Genomic DNA, 15,465 nt, shown 5'->3' on the forward strand with positions numbered 1-15,465 from the left:
GGACACCCTCCGGCGCCCCGGAGGGCCAGGAGGAACCATGGACCGTCTGCTCCTCATGCGCAGCTTCGTCACCGTCGCCGACATCGGCAGTTTCAGCGGGGCGGCCAAGCTCCTGAGTTCCTCCGGGTCGCTCGTGTCACGCCACGTGGCCGAGCTGGAGCGGCAGATCGGGGTACGGCTGGTCAACCGCACCGCCCGCTCGGTGAGCCTCACCGGGCCCGGCCTGCGGTACGCGGAGTTCGCCGCCCGCATCCTCCAGGAGATCGAGTCGGAGGACTCCGAGATCGCCCACCTCCACGACCGGGCCGAGGGGTCGCTCAACATCATCTGTCCGAAATGGATCGGCAGTCTCGATCTCGGGGAGGCCATTGCGGCGTTTTCCGTGGCCCATCCGAAAATCCTCATCAGATTCGAGCTGGGAGGAATGTCCGACCGCACCTACGACTTCCTCGACAGCGGATTCGACGTGGCATTCCACACCCGCGACCTCCGGGATTCCAGTGTCCGGCTGAAGAAGATCGCCTCCCTGCCGTTCGTGCTCTGCGCGTCGTCCGGCTACCTGGAGGAGCACGGCACCCTGGAGCACCCCAACGACCTGGCGTCCCACGACTGCCTGATCCACGTCAACGACCCGGTCTGGCGCATCGGCCACGGCCACGCGAGCACCCTGCACAAGATCCGCAACGTGGCGTTCTCGTCCAACTCGTACCTCGCCCTGCAGAAGGCGGCCGTCCACGGCCGCGGCATCGCGCTGCTGCCGCAGCGGCCGGCCTACGACGACCTCGTCTCCGGCGCCCTCCAGGTGCTGCTGCCCGGGCTCGCGGTGCCCGACCGGCCGCTCTACGCGATCTACGGGCCGGGCCAGGAGACCCCCCGCAAGATCACCGTCTTCCTGGACTTCCTGACCCGCTGGTTCTCCGAGAACCCGATCCCGGCGATCTCCCGCTGACCCGCGGGCGGCCGCTGCCGGGCGGCCGCCGCCGGATGCGGAACGCGACCCGCCCTGCAACTGATGCTTGCGGAACGCGTGCCGCGCAGCCCCCGAAAACCGGGAGGCCGAAGATTACGATCACATCAGCCGTCGGGCCGCACGCACACGGCGGAGCGGCCCGCGAAATGAGGAGTGCATGGGAATCCAGAGAATCGAATCGGTCACCTACGGCGTCGACGACCTCGATCAGTGCATCCGATTCTTCGAGGACTTCGGCCTGGCGCTCGTCGACCGGGACGACCGGCGCGCCACCTTCGAGACCCTCGCCGGGCAGACCCTCCACCTCGACACCGCGCCGGACCCGTCGCTGCCGCCGGCCCTGGAGACGGGACCGACCCTGCGCGAGGTCGTCTGGGGCGTCGACACCCAGGAGGAACTGGAGACGCTGACCGCCCTCGTGGCCGCCGACCGCGAGGTCACCGTCGACGCCGACGGCACCCGGCACACCGCGGACGGGACCGGCTTCGGCCTCGGCCTCGCCCTGGCGAAGCCCCGCCCGCTGCCCGACCCCGCGGTCCGCACCCCGAACACCTCGGGCCGCGTGGGCCGCTGGAACGAATCCCTGAGCTCCGTCGGCCGCGTCCGGCCGCTGCGCATGTGCCACGTCGCCCTGAACATCCCCAAGGCCGGCCGGGAGGAGGCGGTGGCGTTCTACCTCGACCGCCTCGGCTTCCGGGCCACCGACGTCGTCAAGCCGATGGGCACCTTCATGCAGTGCGAGGGCGACGACGACCAGCACAACCTCCTGCTGTGCCACCGGCCCGACCGCGCCGGGCACAACCACGTGTCGTTCGAGGTCCCCGGGTTCGACGACGTCGTCGAGGGCGGCAACCACATGATCGCCCAGGGCTGGAACGAGGCCCGCCGGCTCGGCCGCCACACCGTCGGCTCCAACGTCTTCCGCTTCCTCCACGCGCCGTGCGGCGGCCGCGTCGAGTACGCGGCCGACATGGACCGCGTCGACGACTCGTACGAGACCCGGGTGCACGAGACGACGCCCCCGCACCACATCTGGACCCTGCGCAGCTCCCGCGACACGCCGGACGACTCCCACTCCTGACACCCACCCGCCGAGCGTGAGAGGGCACACACCCCCATGACGACCGACCACGGCTACCCCGCACCCCGCCTGTACATCGACGGCGCCTGGTGCGAGGGAGAGACCGGACGCACCACCGAGGTGGTCAACCCGGCCACCGGACAGGTGATCGGCCACGTGCCGCTGGCCACCACCGCCGACCTCGACCGGGCCGCCGCCGCGGCCGCCGCCGGGTTCGTGACCTGGCGCGGCACCCCGATCGCGCAGCGCACCGCTATCCTGCACCGCGCCGCCGACCTGCTGGTCTCCCGCGCCGACGAGGTCGGCCGGATCATGACCCTGGAGCAGGGCAAGCCGCTCGCCGAGGCCGCCAACGAGGCCCGGCGCGTCGCCGGTGCGCTGCGCTGGGACGCCGACGACGCCCGCCGCGCCTACGGCCGGGTGATCCCCTCCGAGGACGGCACCCTGCTCTCCGTGCGCCGCCACCCGATCGGGCCGGTCGCCGCCTTCACCCCGTGGAACTTCCCGGCCGGCTCGCCGATGCGCAAGATCGCCGCCGCGCTCTCCGCGGGCTGCTCCATCATCGTCAAGGCCTCCGAGGAGACCCCGGGCACCGCCTGCGAGCTCGTCCGCTGCTTCGAGGACGCGGGCCTGCCCGCCGGGGTGCTCAACCTGGTCTTCGGCGAGCCCGCCGAGGTCTCCGCCCACCTCATCGCCCACCCGGCGACCCGCCTCGTCGCGTTCACCGGATCCGTCCCGGTGGGCAAGCTCCTCGCCTCGGCGGCCGGCGCCGCGATGAAGCCCTCCGTCATGGAGCTCGGCGGCCACGCCCCGGTCATCGTCTGCGCCGACGCCGACCCGGTGACCGCGGCCCGCCGGGCCGCCGCCGCGAAGTTCGCCAACGCCGGCCAGGTCTGCACCTCGCCGAGCCGCTTCCTCGTCCACGAGAGCCTCGTCGGGGCCTTCACCGAGGAGTTCGTCCGCGCCGCCGAGGCGGTCGTCGTCGGCGACGGCCTCGACGAGGGCGTCACCATGGGCCCGCTCGCCAACGAGCGGCGCCTCACCGCGATCGAGGGCCTGGTCGCCGACGCCGTCGCCCGCGGCGCCAAGGTCCTCACCGGTGGCAGCCGGCTCGACCGGCCCGGCTACTACTACCCGCCGACCGTCCTCACCGACGTGCCCGACGACGCCGCGCTGATGACGGACGAGCCGTTCGGCCCGATCGCCCCGATCGTGCCGTTCGCCGACCTCGACGAGGCGCTGCGCATCGCCAACGCGCTGCCCTACGGCCTGGCCGCGTACGGCTTCACCCGCTCCACGGCCACGGCCGAGCGCCTCACCCGCGAGTTCGAGGCGGGCATCCTCTCCATCAACCACTGCGGCGGATCGGTGCACGAGGCCCCGTCCGGCGGCGTGAAGTCCAGCGGCTACGGCCGCGAGGGCGGGCCGGAGGGGCTGGACGCCTACCTGGTCACCAAGCGCGTCTCCCACCTGCTGACGGACTGAGCCGATGCGATACACCCGGGTCTCGGTCGACGGGGCGCCCGTCTGGGGCCGTGTCGAGGGCGACGACGTGCACCTGCTCTCCGGCTCGCCGGTCGACGGCGACCCGTCCGTCACCGGCAGCGTGCCGGCCGCCACGGCGGTCTGGCTGCCGGTCGTCGTGCCGCCGGTGTTCTACGCCGTCGGGATGAACTACCGGCGGCACATCGAGCACGCGCGCGCCCTCGGCGACCCCAACGGCGTGGTGCCCGTCCGCCCCGAGGTCGGTTACCGCGCCAACAACGCGCTCACCGGCCACAACGCGCCCATCGTGAAGCCGGACGGCGTCGAGGGACGGTTCGAGGCCGAGCCCGAGCTCGTCGCCGTCATCGGCCGCACCCTGCGGAACGCCACGTACGAGGAGGCCCGCGAGGCCGTCCTCGGCTGGACGATCGGCAACGACGTCAGCGCGCGGACCTGGCAGCACCAGGACCGCACGTTCTGGCGGAGCAAGAACAGCGACACGTTCAAGCCCATGGGCCCGTGGATCGAGACCGACGTCGACGCGCTGGCCCAGACGACCACCCTGCGGGTCAACGGCGAGCTCCGGGCGGAGTTCGCCACCGGCGACATGGTCTTCGACCCGTACGACTACATCGTCGAGATCACCCGCCACAACACGATGCACCCCGGTGACGTGCTGTGGATGGGGGCCGAGTCGACCTGCCAGGTCGAGCCGGGCGACACCGTCGAGGTCGGGATCAGCGGCATCGGCGTCCTCTCCAACCCGGTGCTGGCCGAGACCGGCCGGCCCTGAACCACCCCCGACGAAGCGAAAGGCGACAGCCGTGAGCAAGGAACCCCGCTACATCCACCACGTCAACTTCCCCACCACCGACCCCGAGCGGACCAAGGAGTGGTACACCAAGGTCTTCGGGATGCGGCACATCCAGGCGAAGAGCAACACCCGCGTCCTGCTGATGACCCGCGGCAACTTCGACCTGCACTTCACGCCGGTCGAGGAGATGGACCGCATGGCGCCCTACCACTTCGCCGTCGAGGTCGACGACTGGGACGACTTCCTCGCGCACCTCAAGGAGCTGGGGATCCGGCACACCCGCCCGATCGAGCGGCCCGAGAACCAGTCGAAGTTCTGCTACATCCACGACCCGGACCACACCATGATCGAGCTGGTGTTCCACGGCAAGCGCCCCTCCTGACCCCCACCCGCACCACACAGGGAGCACCCATGGCTTTCGCCGACTCCGGCGGTACCAAGATCTACTACGAGCGTCACGGCAGCGGCCCGGCCATCATGCTCGTGCACGGCTCGGGCGGTCACCACGCCGCCTGGTGGCACCAGGTCGCCAACCTCAGCCGGGACTTCACCGTCGTCACCGTCGACCTCCGGGGCTTCGGCAACTCCGACTCCTCGATGCCCGAGTTCGACGGCCAGGACTTCCCCGGCGACCTCATCGCCGTCCTCGACCAGGAGGACCTGACCGACGTCATGGTCGTCGGCCAGTCCATCGGCGCCGTCGCCGCCCTGCGGGCCGGCCTCAGCCGCCCGGACCGCATCGGCATGGCCGTCCTCGCGCACTCCCTCGGCGGCCTCTCCGACCCGGAGCTGACCCCGCTCGTGGACGCCGACCGCGCCGAGGCCGTCAAGCTGCCGGTGATCGACCGCCTGCTGAGCAGGAAGTTCCAGCAGGAGCAGCCGGAGAAGACCTTCCTGTTCCAGCAGATGGGCACCTTCAACGTCGCCACCATGCAGGACCTGCGCAACCTCAACACCAACGGCCCGACGATCGCCGAGATCGAGGCCTCCCCGCTGCAGGTCGCGTTCCTCGCGGGCGAGAAGGACGCCGTCATCGGCGTCAGGACGGTCGAGCGCGCCCACGAGATGGTCGGGGGCTCCTTCCTGAAGGTCGTCCCGAACGCCCCGCACTCGATGTACTGGGAGACCCCGGCGCTCTTCAACGCGGCTCTCACCGTGCTGCGCAACGAACTCACCGCACGGAAGGCGGCAGCCGCATGACGACCCTCACCTCCGCAGCGGCCGAAGAGATCATCGAGGCCTGTCTCGCGCGCGGCCAGGAGATCGGCAAGGCGTTCAGCATCGCCGTCGTCGACGCCGGCGGCTTCGTGCTGAGCGTCCGCCGCTCCGACGGCGCCCGCCCGCTCACCCCGGACATCGCCCGCGCCAAGGCGTTCAGCGCCGCGGTCATGCAGCGCCCCACGAAGATGCTCCACCCGTGGGCCGAGAGCAACCCGGTGTTCTTCTCGCAGCTCTCCCAGATGACGACGTACCCGATCGTCGCCACCGAGGGCGGCGTCACCGTCAAGCGCGACGGCGAGATCCTCGGCGGCCTGGGCGTCTCCGGCGGCACCGGCGACGAGGACCAGCAGGTCTGCGACGACGTGCTGGCGGCGCTCGGCTACGAGCTGGAGTTCGACAACTGGGCCGGCGCGAAGAAGGCGGACACGAAGAAGGCGGAGAAGTAATGGCCGACACGTACAAGTTCCGCATCGACCACCACGGCGGACTCGTCCGCCCGCCGGAGGTGCTGGCGGCCCGCGAGAAGCACGCCGCGGGCGAGCTCGGCGCCGCGGAACTCCGCGAGGTCGAACGCCTGGCCGTGGTGGACGCGGTGGCGCTGCAGCGCAAGCTGCGGCTGTCCGTCGTCACCGACGGCGAGTACCGCCGGGCGGACTTCCGCAGCGCCGTCCTCGACGCCGTGTCGGGCTTCCGCCGCACCGGGGGGACGGTCGACGGGATGGAACGCTGGGTCGCCGACGGCGACCCCGAGGCGCTGCGGCCGCTGGTGGCCGACGACACCGTGGAGCTCGCCGGGCTGACCGTCATCGCCGCGAAGGCGACCCTGCCGGCGCCGTCCTACCTCGCCGCGCAGTGCTTCGAGGCGGGCACCGGCCCCGCGAGCGCCCGCGAGCTCGGCGAGGCCCTCGCCGCGATCGTCCGCGAGGAGATCGAGCAGCTCGTCGCGCGGGGCATCCGCTACGTCCAGCTCACCAACCCGGACTACGCCCGGGACCTCGACGCCGCTGCCGACGCGGGCCGCACCGCGCTGTCCTTCGAGGACGCGCTCGCCGTCGACGCGCTGGCCGTCGGCCTGGCCTCGAAGCCGGACGACGTCCGCATCGGCCTCTGCCCGGCCTGGACGGCCCCGGCCGAGGTCGACCGCACGGCCGCCGAGCGGCTGTACGCCGCCGTGCCGGTCGACCGGTGGATCCTGCCGTACACCACCGGATCGGCCGGCGAGACGGCGCTGCTGGCCGGCGTGCCCGTCGAGCGGGACGTCTGCCTCGGCATCGTGGACGCGACCGTCCCCGGGCTGGAGGACATCGACGCGATCATGGCGCGGATGGACGTCGTCGCCGACCTCAAGGACATCGAGGACGTCGCGGTGAGCCCGGACCGCAGCTTCTCGTCCGTCGCCGGGGCGGCGGCCCTCACCGCCGACCAGCAGCGGCGCAAGCTCATCCACGTGGAGACCGTCGCCCGCATGTGCTGGGGCAACGAGCTGTGACGGAGCACCGGGAAGGGCACGAGGCCCTTCCCGGTGCCGCCGGACGGTCCTGAGGCCGGGTCAGAGCACCTCGGCGAAGGTGACGGTGCGCTCCACGAGCACCGGCCGCACCCGGCCCAGGATCAGCTCGGCGAAGTGGTCGGACGCCGCGTGCGCGTCGAACGCCGCACGGTCGGCGTACTGCTCGTACAGCACGAACACGCCGGGCTGCCCGGTGTCCGCGTGCACCACGTACGCGAGGTTGCCGGGCTCCGTGAGCGTGTGCTTCCGCATGTCCAGCAGGGCCGAGCGGACGGCCGGTCCGTCCGCGGGCTCGCAGCGGTAACGGGCGATGACGGCGAACGCCATGGCGTTCCTCCTCCTTGGTCGGTGACGGCTCGGGGCGGTGCCGATTCCAGCACGGATCGGGCACGTCCGGCCGTGCGCGGTGCGCAAGCTATGTCTGCCGCCGCAGGTCTGGCCCGCCCGCCGCGGATGCTGTGTTGTCGTCACGACCGCACACACCACCGACGGGAGAAACGATTCTGATGCGCAGCTTGGAGACGCTGTCCGGCGGACAGTGGGTGACGACCGGCGAGTGGCTGCCGGTCCACGACCCGGCCGACCTCCGCACCCCCGTCGCCCAGGTCCCGGCGCTGGGCGCCGCGGACGTCACCCGGATCTACGACCACGCGGCGGCCGGCTTCGACGTCTGGCGGCGCACCAGCCCCTTCGACCGGGCCCGCGTCCTCTTCGAGACCGCGCGGCTGCTGCGGGAGCGGGCCGACGGCATCGCCGCCGACGTCGTCGCCGAGAACGGCAAGACCTTCAAGGAGGCGAGCGGCGAGGTCCAGAAGGCCGCCGACTTCTTCGAGTACTACGCCGGGATCGCCCGCGACGGCTACGGCACCCTCGTCCACGACGCCCGGCCCGACACCCGGACGAGCTTCCACGGCGAGCCGATCGGCGTCGTGCTCGCCATCACCCCGTGGAACGACCCGCTGCTCACGCCGGCCCGCAAGCTGGCCCCCGCCCTGGCGGCCGGCAACGCGGTCGTCCTGAAGCCGGCCTCCGAGACCCCGCTGTCGGGCCTCCTGCTGGCCCGGGCCCTGCACGACGCGGGCCTGCCCGCCGGTGTGCTCGGCGTGGTGACCGGCCGGGTCGGCCGGATCTCGGACGCCCTGACCGGCGACCCCCGGATCGCCGCCGTCACCTTCACCGGCAGCAACGCGGTGGGGGAGGGGCTGCGCCGCTCGCTCGCCGACCGCAACGTCCGCTTCCAGGGCGAGCTGGGCGGCAAGAACGCCACCGTCGTGCTCGCCGACGCCGACCTCGGCAAGGCCGTCGGCGCGCTCCTCGTGGCGTCGTTCGGCCAGACCGGCCAGCGCTGCACCGCCACCAGCCGGGTCCTCGTCGAGCGGTCGGTGTACCGGGAGTTCACCGACCTGCTGCTCGCCGCCGTCGCCGCGCTGCGGATCGGCCCGGGCGGCGAGGACACCACCGCCGTCGGCCCGCTGTCGAGCAGCGGCCACCGCGACGGCGTCCTCGCGGACATCGCCCGTGCGGTGAAGGAGGGGGCGACCGTGCTGGCCGGCGGCGGCGTCCCCGAGGGCGAGGCGCACGCGCACGGCTGCTACGTCGTCCCCACCGTCCTGGGCGACGTGACCCGCGAGATGGCGATCTGGCGGGAGGAGGTCTTCGGCCCGGTCGTCGTCGTGCGGCCGGTCGACGGCCTCGACGAGGCCGTCGAGGAGGTCAACGACTCCGACTACGGACTCGCCGCCGCGCTCTTCACCCGCGACCTGGCGGCCGCGCACCGGTTCGCCGAGGCGGCCGACTGCGGCCAGATCGCGGTGAACACCACCACCTCCGGCTGGGACGTCCACCACCCCTTCGGCGGCTTCCGCGACTCCGGATCCGCCTTCAAGGAGCAGGGCGGCGAGGCCCTGCGCTTCTACACCCGCGTCAAGACCGTCGCCTTCCACTTCGGTCCGTGACCGGCCGCACCACCCACCCCACCCCAGGAACGGAGCACCACCATGGCTGACGAGACGATCGGCATCATCGGTGCCGGTATCGTCGGCCTCGCCGTCGGCCGCGAACTCGCGCACCGGCGACCGGGCACCCGCATCGTGGTCCTGGAGAAGGAGCCCGACGTGGCCCTCCACCAGACCAGCCACAACTCCGGCGTCGTGCACGCCGGCATCTACTACAAGCCCGGCAGCCTCAAGGCGCAGCTGTGCACCCGCGGCCGGGACCTCCTGCGCGCGTACTGCGCGGACCGCACGCTGCCGTACGAGGAGAGCGGGAAGCTCGTCGTGGCGGTCAGCCCCGACGACGTGGCCCGGCTCGACAGGCTGGAGGTCACGGCCACCGAGAACGCCGTGCCCGGCCTGCGGCGGGTCTCCGCCGCGGAGATCCGCGAGATCGAGCCGTTCGCGACCGGACTCGCCGCCCTGCACTCCCCGCGCACGGCGATCACCGACTACGGGCGGATCGCCAGGGCCTTCGCGCAGGACATCGCCGACTCCGGCGGCGAGGTGCGGCCGGGCTTCCCGGTGACCCGGGTCAGCCGGGTCACGGGCGGCCTGGAGGTCGCCTCGGGGGAGCGGACCGTCCGCGTCGACCGGCTGGTCGTCTGCGCCGGCCTGCACGCCGACACGGTGTCGCAGCTCGCGGAGGACCGTGCGGAGCCGCGCATCATCCCGTTCCGCGGCGAGTACATGCGCGTGTCGGACGAGAAGGCGCACATGGTGCGGAGCCTCATCTACCCGGTGCCCGACCCGCGGTACCCCTTCCTCGGCGTGCACTTCACCCGGCGCGTCACCGGGGAGGTGGAAGTGGGGCCCAACGCCGTCCTGGCGTACGCCAAGGAGGGCTACGCGCGCTCCCGCATCGACCCGCGCGAACTCCTGCGGATGGCCGCCTGGCCGGGCAGCTGGCACATGGCGAAGCAGCACTGGCGCACCGGTGTCCGGGAGATGCGCGGCTCGTTCTTCACGTCCGTCTACATGAGGGCCGCGGCCGACTACGTGCCGGACATCGGCCCGAAGGACGTCGCGCGGACGAAGAACGGGGTCCGTGCGCAGGCACTGGACCGCGACGGCACCCTCGTCGACGACTTCCGCATCCACCGGCTGGGCGCCGTCACGACCGTCCGCAACGCGCCCTCACCTGCGGCGACGTCCAGCATGGCGATCGCCGAGCACGTCTCCGACGTCGTGCTCGGCGAGCGCGACGCGTCCTGACGCCGGCCGGGCGCAAGACGCCCTGACGTGCAACAGATGCTTGCACGCCGGGATCTCCGCAAGACCGCTCACCAGCCCTAACGTCTATTCCACACCCCACCACCGCACCACCCGAACGAAAGAGGCCCACCATGTTCGTGGTCGACACCCAGATCCACATCTGGAAGGAAGAGTCCGCCGACCGCCCCTGGGTTCCCGGCGCACGTGAGCGGATCCGCCTCAACGGCCACCGCGAGGACCCCTTCTCCTACGAGGAGGCCCTGGAGCTGATGGACGAGGCCGGCGTCAACCGGGCGCTGATCCTCCCGCCGTCCTGGGAGGGCGACCGCATCGACTACGCCCTGGAGGCGTGCGAGGCCCACCCGGACCGCTTCGGCATCATGGCGCGCATCCCGCAGAACAAGCCCGAAGAGGGCACGGCCATGCTGAAGGACTTCGCCCAGAACCCGCACGTCAAGGGCACCCGGCTGACCTTCCACCGCCCGCAGGACCGCAACTGGATGATCGACGGCACCAACGACTGGTACTGGCCGATCGCCGAGGAGCTGCGCGTGCCCACCATGGTGCACGCCCCGGTGTGGAAGGCCGAGCTCGGGCAGATCGCCGCCAGGCACCCCGACCTGAAGATCATCATCGACCACATGGGCATCATGGCCCGCTGCGTCGACGACGCGATCGGCTACTGGGCGGAGGAGACCGCCGACCTGCACAAGCACCCGAACATCTACGTGAAGGTGTCGGCGCTGCCCGGCTACTCCACCGAGCCCTTCCCGAACAAGAACATCGAGAAGTACGTGCGGGCGATGGTCGACAGGATGGGCCCGGAGCGCTGCTTCTACGGCACCGACATCACCCGCCTGCTCGGCCACGGCATCACCTACACCGACACGATCGAGCAGTTCACCAAGCACTGGGACTTCACCCCCGAAGAGCTCGAGTGGATGATGGGCCGCGGCATCTGCGAGGTCCTCGACTGGCCGGCCCAGGGCTGAGGCAGCAGCGAGATGACGGACACCAACAACACGCCAGGCGCCGACGGCGGTGACGCCGTCGTCTCCGCCTTCAACGCCGTCGGCGCCGACTACCTCTTCTGTTCCTCGGGGTCCGAATGGGCCCCGGTGTGGGAGTCCCTGGCCCGGCGTCACCGCGACGGTGACCCGGCGCCGGACTACCTCGACCTCACCCACGAGACCGTGGCGGTCGGCATGGCCACCGGGTACGGCCTCGTCACCCGGCGCCCGCAGGGCGTGCTCCTGCACGCCGCCCCCGGGCTGCTGCAGGGCTCGATGGCCGTGCACGGCGCCCTGCTCGCCGGCGTCCCGATGGTGGTCACCTCCTCGGAGTCGAGCACCTACGGCGACGGCCCCGGGCAGGACCCGGGCGGCCAGTGGTACCGGAACCTGTCGATCGTGGGCGGGCCGCAGGGCATCGCCCAGCCGTTCACCAAGTGGGCCACCGAGGCCGCCAGCGTCCACACCCTGCCGACCATGATCACCCGGGCGGCGGAGCTGGCCTGGCGGGCACCCGCGGGGCCCGCGTACCTGAACGTCCCGCTGGAGATCCTCCTGGAGGACTGGGACGGGCGCGAGGCCAAGAAGATCGTCCGGCCGGGCTCCACGCACAGCTCGCCCGAGGAGGTCGACCCCGTCGCGGAGATGATCCGCGAGGCGAGGAACCCCGTGATCGTCACGGAGACGGCCGGCCGCGAGGCCGGCGGCTTCGAGGCGCTCGTGGCCTTCGCCGAGGCGTGGAACATCCCGGTCGTCGAGCCCGACTCGGCGGTGTGCGGAAACTTCCCGCGGAACCACCCGCTGCACGCCGGCAGCGACATCGGGCCCTGGATGGACGAGGCCGACCTCATCCTGCTGGTCAACTGCCGCGTCCCGTTCTACCCGCCGAGCCGCAAGCCCTCGAAGGCCCGGATCGTCGTCATCGACGAGGTGCCGCAGCGCCCGCACGTCGTCTACCAGGTGCTGTTCGCGGACAGGTACCTGGAGGGGAACGTCACCAACACGCTGCGCCAGCTCGCCCGGCGGGCGACGAACCTCGACCCGGACGCCGTCGCCGCGCGCCGCACGGCGCAGGACGAGCGGTACGTGGCGGAGCAGGCCGCCGTCGTCCGCGCCGAGGCGAAGGCCGCGGAGAGCGAGGGCGTCGACCCGGTGCTCGTCGCCGCGACGCTGCGCCGGCTGCTCGACGGCAGGGACGGCATCGTCGTCGACGAGACGATCACGCACAGCCGGGTCGTCAAGCGCCACGTGCAGACGTCCACCCCCGACTCGTACTTCTACGTGCAGGGCGGACTCGGCCAGGGCATCGCCGTCGCGCTCGGCGTCAAGCTCGCCTCGGGGGAGCGCCCGGTGGTGCTCACCATCGGCGACGGCGCGTTCGCCTACAACCCGGTCATCCAGTCGTACGACGCCGCCAAGGCGTACGGACTGCCGGTGCTGATCGTGGTCTTCAACAACCGTGTCTACAAGTCGATGAACCTCAACCACCGCAGGTTCTACCCCGACGGCGCGGCGGCCGAGACCGGCGAGTGGCTCGGCACCGACCTGCACCGCCTGCCCCGGCTCGCGGCGTTCGCCGAGCCGTTCGGCATGCACACCGAGACCGTCGACACGACCGATGCGCTCGTGCCCGCCCTGGAGCGCGCGCTCAAGGCGGTCACCGAGGGCACCACCGCCGTCGTCGACGTCCTCGTCACCCGCTGACCCAGGAGGCTTCCGCCACCATGTCCGACACCCCCACCCCCAAGCCGGGGAAGGTCGTCGTCCCCGCCGAGGACCTCCGCACCTTCTCCGCCGCCCTCCTGGAGAAGGGAGGGCTGAGCGCGGACGACGCCCGCACCACCGCCGACGTGTTCGTCTGGGCCGCCCGGCGCGGCGTCGAGTCGCACGGCATCGCCCGCGTGCCGGCCTACCTCGACCTCCTCGCCAAGGGCGTCGCCAACGCCGCCGCGCAGATCACGGTCGAGTCCTCCACGCCCGCCGCCGCCGTGCTGGACGCGGACCGCGCACCCGGCCCGGTGGCGCTGACCGCCGCCGCCGACGAGGCCGTGGCCCGCGCCCGGACGAACGGCATCGCCGCCGTCGGCGTGCGCCGCACGGTGCACACCGGCGCCATCGGCTACTACGTGTCCCGGATCGCCGAGCAGGGCCTGGTCGGCATCGGCTACGTCGCCGGCATGCCGAACATGGGCTACACCGGCGCCAAGGGCGCGGCCGTGGCCACCAGCCCGCTCGCCATCGCCGTGCCGGCCGCCGACCACGCCCCGCTGCTGCTGGACATGGCCACCGCGACCGTCGCGCTCGGCAGGATCCGGCAGGCCAGGGCCAGCGGCACGCCGCTGCCCGAGGGCGCCGCGGCCACCGAGGACGGCACCCCCACCACCGACCCGGAGCTGGCGGTCATGCCGCTGCCGCTGGGCGGCGCCAAGGGGTCGGGCATGTCGCTCGCCTTCGAGCTGCTGACCAGTGTGCTCGTCGGTGCGCCGATCTTCTCGTCCTTCCACTCGGACGACCCGCAGGGCCGCAAGCACCGGCAGAACGCCCTGCTGATCGCGCTGGACCCGGCGGCGTTCGGCGAGGCGGGCATCTTCACGGCGGACGTCGACGCGACGCTCGCCGCGGTGAAGAACCTGACCCCGGCGGACGGTGCGGCGGGCGTCTTCTACCCCGGCGAGCGCAGCGCCGCGGTGGCCGCGGAGCGCGACAGCACCGGGGTGCCGGTGGCACCGAAGGTGTGGAGCGAACTCCTGGCGAGAGCCGAGGAGTTCGGCGTCACCCCGCCCGCGGCCGGTACCCCCGCCGTCCGTTAGCGGGGGAGCGGTCGGCGCCGCTCACGCTCCCCGGCCCGGGGTCCGGTCCGGTCCGGATCGGATCGGCCCGCGCCGGCCGGCAGGTGCTCCCCTGCCGGCCGGCGCGGCCCGGGCCACCCGCCCCGGCGGCCCGACGCATCGACGGCCGCAAGTGGTAAGTTAGTGAGCCTAAGTAATTGATGCGAGGGAGAGCCATGGCAGAGCGACCGGCCCGCAGGCCCCGCAAGCCGCACACCGCACAGGTCATCCGCACCGAACGACTGACCCCGCACATGCAGCGCGTGGTCCTCGGCGGCGAAGGGCTCGCCGCGTTCACGGCGGGCACCTCGACCGACCACTACATCAAACTGCTCTTCCCGGCCGAAGGGGTGACCTACCCCGAGCCCTTCGACATGGAGCAGATCCGCGCCGACTTCCCGCGCGAGCAGTGGCCCACCACCCGCACCTACACGGTGCGCGCCTGGGACGCCGAACAGCGCGAACTCGTCGTCGACTTCGTCCTCCACGGCGACGAGGGCCTCGCCGGCCCCTGGGCCCTGCGCGCCCGCCCCGGCGACACCATCCGCTTCAACGGACCCGGCGGCGGATACACCCCCGACCCCACCGCCGACTGGCACCTGCTGGCCGGCGACGAGAGCGCCCTGCCCGCCGTCGCCGCAGCCCTCGAAGCACTGCCCGACGGCGCAACCGTCCACGCCTTCGTCGAGGTCGACGGGCCCGAGGAGGAGCAGAAGACCGACTCCCGGGTCCACGTCGTCTGGCTCCACCGCGGGAACCGGCCGGTCGGCGAGGCCCTCGTCGAAGCCGTCCGCGGCCTCGACTTCCCCCAGGGCCGGGTGCACGCGTTCGTCCACGGCGAGGCCGGCTTCGTGAAGGAGCTGCGCCGCCACCTGCGGACCGAACGGCAGATCCCGCTGGAAGACCTGTCCATCTCCGGATACTGGCGCCTCGGCCACGACGAGGACGGCTGGCAGGCCTCCAAGCGGCAGTGGAACGCTCAGGTCGAGGCGGAGCAGGAGACCGCCACGTCCTGAGGGGCGGCCACCGGGACGCACCCCCGCAGCCGCCCGACCGCCCGCACCGCCGGCCCCCGCGGCACCGGCGGTGCGGGACCGGCCCCCGTACCGGGCCCGCACACCCCCGATCACCTGCCGCACCCTCAGACCACCTGCCGCACACCCCCGACCACCTGTCACACCCCCGGACCACCTGCCGCACCCTCACCGCCCGCCGGTCCCGCGCCCGGACAGCCACGGGACCGGCGGGCAACACCCCGCCGCGCAGGCGCCGCACACCGCCCTGGTGCCCGTTCCGATCCCGCCGGGCACCAGGGCGCCCCACCCGGCCTCCCCCTCCCC

Annotated in this window: 15 protein-coding genes; 14 read left to right on the forward strand and 1 reads right to left on the reverse strand. The window is 72.5% G+C overall.

Annotation, left to right across the window (positions count from 1 at the left end; translation table 11 throughout):
* Positions 1 to 37 precede the first annotated feature (37 nt).
* The 8 genes from SNE206_RS20410 (at position 38) to SNE206_RS20445 (ending at position 7,060) form a co-directional block, all read left to right on the forward strand.
* Entirely contained in the window at positions 38 to 949 is a 912-nt protein-coding gene (locus tag SNE206_RS20410; RefSeq protein WP_407914868.1) for a LysR substrate-binding domain-containing protein, read from the forward strand.
* Positions 950 to 1,127: 178 nt separating this feature from the next.
* On the forward strand, positions 1,128 to 2,051 hold the full coding sequence (locus SNE206_RS20415; RefSeq protein ID WP_407914869.1) for a VOC family protein: 924 nt from the start codon (positions 1,128 to 1,130) through the stop codon (positions 2,049 to 2,051).
* A 36-nt stretch (positions 2,052 to 2,087) separates the two neighbouring features.
* Positions 2,088 to 3,536: an NAD-dependent succinate-semialdehyde dehydrogenase gene (locus tag SNE206_RS20420; RefSeq protein ID WP_407914870.1), complete on the forward strand. Its 1,449-nt coding sequence runs from the start codon at positions 2,088 to 2,090 to the stop codon at positions 3,534 to 3,536.
* Positions 3,537 to 3,540: 4 nt separating this feature from the next.
* Positions 3,541 to 4,329, forward strand: a complete 789-nt coding sequence (locus SNE206_RS20425; protein ID WP_407914871.1) for a fumarylacetoacetate hydrolase family protein — start codon at positions 3,541 to 3,543, stop codon at positions 4,327 to 4,329.
* 31 nt (positions 4,330 to 4,360) lie between these two features.
* Entirely contained in the window at positions 4,361 to 4,732 is a 372-nt protein-coding gene (locus SNE206_RS20430; protein ID WP_407914872.1) for a VOC family protein, read from the forward strand.
* 29 nt (positions 4,733 to 4,761) lie between these two features.
* Entirely contained in the window at positions 4,762 to 5,550 is a 789-nt protein-coding gene (locus tag SNE206_RS20435) for an alpha/beta fold hydrolase (RefSeq protein ID WP_407914873.1), read from the forward strand.
* On the forward strand, positions 5,547 to 6,017 hold the full coding sequence (locus SNE206_RS20440) for a GlcG/HbpS family heme-binding protein (protein ID WP_407914874.1): 471 nt from the start codon (positions 5,547 to 5,549) through the stop codon (positions 6,015 to 6,017). Before SNE206_RS20435 ends, SNE206_RS20440 begins: the two co-directional genes overlap by 4 nt.
* A complete protein-coding gene (locus SNE206_RS20445) occupies positions 6,017 to 7,060 on the forward strand; it encodes a methionine synthase II (cobalamin-independent)-like protein (protein ID WP_407914875.1) in 1,044 nt (347 codons plus the stop codon). Before SNE206_RS20440 ends, SNE206_RS20445 begins: the two co-directional genes overlap by 1 nt.
* A 60-nt stretch (positions 7,061 to 7,120) precedes the next feature.
* Here SNE206_RS20445 and SNE206_RS20450 read toward each other — a convergent pair whose 3' ends face one another.
* Positions 7,121 to 7,408, reverse strand: coding sequence for a putative quinol monooxygenase (locus SNE206_RS20450; RefSeq protein WP_407914876.1), 288 nt, complete (start codon positions 7,406 to 7,408; stop codon positions 7,121 to 7,123).
* Positions 7,409 to 7,587: 179 nt separating this feature from the next.
* Between SNE206_RS20450 and SNE206_RS20455 the strand changes: the two genes are divergently transcribed.
* The 6 genes from SNE206_RS20455 to SNE206_RS20480 all read left to right on the forward strand — a co-directional run bounded on the left by SNE206_RS20455 (position 7,588) and on the right by SNE206_RS20480 (position 15,141).
* Complete coding sequence (locus tag SNE206_RS20455) at positions 7,588 to 9,036, forward strand: aldehyde dehydrogenase family protein (protein ID WP_407914877.1); 1,449 nt, start codon at positions 7,588 to 7,590, stop codon at positions 9,034 to 9,036.
* Positions 9,037 to 9,078: 42 nt separating this feature from the next.
* Entirely contained in the window at positions 9,079 to 10,287 is a 1,209-nt protein-coding gene (gene lhgO, locus SNE206_RS20460) for an L-2-hydroxyglutarate oxidase (RefSeq protein WP_407914878.1), read from the forward strand.
* A gap of 131 nt (positions 10,288 to 10,418) precedes the next feature.
* On the forward strand, positions 10,419 to 11,279 hold the full coding sequence (locus tag SNE206_RS20465) for an amidohydrolase family protein (protein ID WP_407914879.1): 861 nt from the start codon (positions 10,419 to 10,421) through the stop codon (positions 11,277 to 11,279).
* Between the two features lie 12 nt (positions 11,280 to 11,291).
* Complete coding sequence (locus tag SNE206_RS20470) at positions 11,292 to 13,001, forward strand: thiamine pyrophosphate-dependent enzyme (protein WP_407914880.1); 1,710 nt, start codon at positions 11,292 to 11,294, stop codon at positions 12,999 to 13,001.
* Positions 13,002 to 13,021: 20 nt separating this feature from the next.
* Entirely contained in the window at positions 13,022 to 14,107 is a 1,086-nt protein-coding gene (locus SNE206_RS20475) for an Ldh family oxidoreductase (protein ID WP_407914881.1), read from the forward strand.
* Between the two features lie 194 nt (positions 14,108 to 14,301).
* A complete protein-coding gene (locus SNE206_RS20480; protein ID WP_407914882.1) occupies positions 14,302 to 15,141 on the forward strand; it encodes a siderophore-interacting protein in 840 nt (279 codons plus the stop codon).
* Positions 15,142 to 15,465 lie beyond the last annotated feature (324 nt).

The sequence above is a fragment of the Kitasatospora sp. NE20-6 genome (assembly GCF_045862635.1).

Excerpts from the sequence above, each read along its gene's own strand:
- SNE206_RS20455 (WP_407914877.1), top strand. The coding sequence starts at position 7,588 with ATGCGCAGCTTGGAGACGCTGTCCGGCGGACAGTGGGTGACGACCGGC.
- SNE206_RS20415 (WP_407914869.1), top strand. The coding sequence starts at position 1,128 with ATGGGAATCCAGAGAATCGAATCGGTCACCTACGGCGTCGACGACCTC.
- SNE206_RS20450 (WP_407914876.1), bottom strand. The coding sequence starts at position 7,408 with ATGGCGTTCGCCGTCATCGCCCGTTACCGCTGCGAGCCCGCGGACGGA.
- SNE206_RS20480 (WP_407914882.1), top strand. The coding sequence starts at position 14,302 with ATGGCAGAGCGACCGGCCCGCAGGCCCCGCAAGCCGCACACCGCACAG.
- SNE206_RS20410 (WP_407914868.1), top strand. The coding sequence starts at position 38 with ATGGACCGTCTGCTCCTCATGCGCAGCTTCGTCACCGTCGCCGACATC.
- SNE206_RS20440 (WP_407914874.1), top strand. The coding sequence starts at position 5,547 with ATGACGACCCTCACCTCCGCAGCGGCCGAAGAGATCATCGAGGCCTGT.
- SNE206_RS20435 (WP_407914873.1), top strand. The coding sequence starts at position 4,762 with ATGGCTTTCGCCGACTCCGGCGGTACCAAGATCTACTACGAGCGTCAC.
- SNE206_RS20470 (WP_407914880.1), top strand. The coding sequence starts at position 11,292 with ATGACGGACACCAACAACACGCCAGGCGCCGACGGCGGTGACGCCGTC.
- SNE206_RS20465 (WP_407914879.1), top strand. The coding sequence starts at position 10,419 with ATGTTCGTGGTCGACACCCAGATCCACATCTGGAAGGAAGAGTCCGCC.
- SNE206_RS20445 (WP_407914875.1), top strand. The coding sequence starts at position 6,017 with ATGGCCGACACGTACAAGTTCCGCATCGACCACCACGGCGGACTCGTC.
- SNE206_RS20425 (WP_407914871.1), top strand. The coding sequence starts at position 3,541 with ATGCGATACACCCGGGTCTCGGTCGACGGGGCGCCCGTCTGGGGCCGT.
- lhgO (WP_407914878.1), top strand. The coding sequence starts at position 9,079 with ATGGCTGACGAGACGATCGGCATCATCGGTGCCGGTATCGTCGGCCTC.
- SNE206_RS20475 (WP_407914881.1), top strand. The coding sequence starts at position 13,022 with ATGTCCGACACCCCCACCCCCAAGCCGGGGAAGGTCGTCGTCCCCGCC.
- SNE206_RS20420 (WP_407914870.1), top strand. The coding sequence starts at position 2,088 with ATGACGACCGACCACGGCTACCCCGCACCCCGCCTGTACATCGACGGC.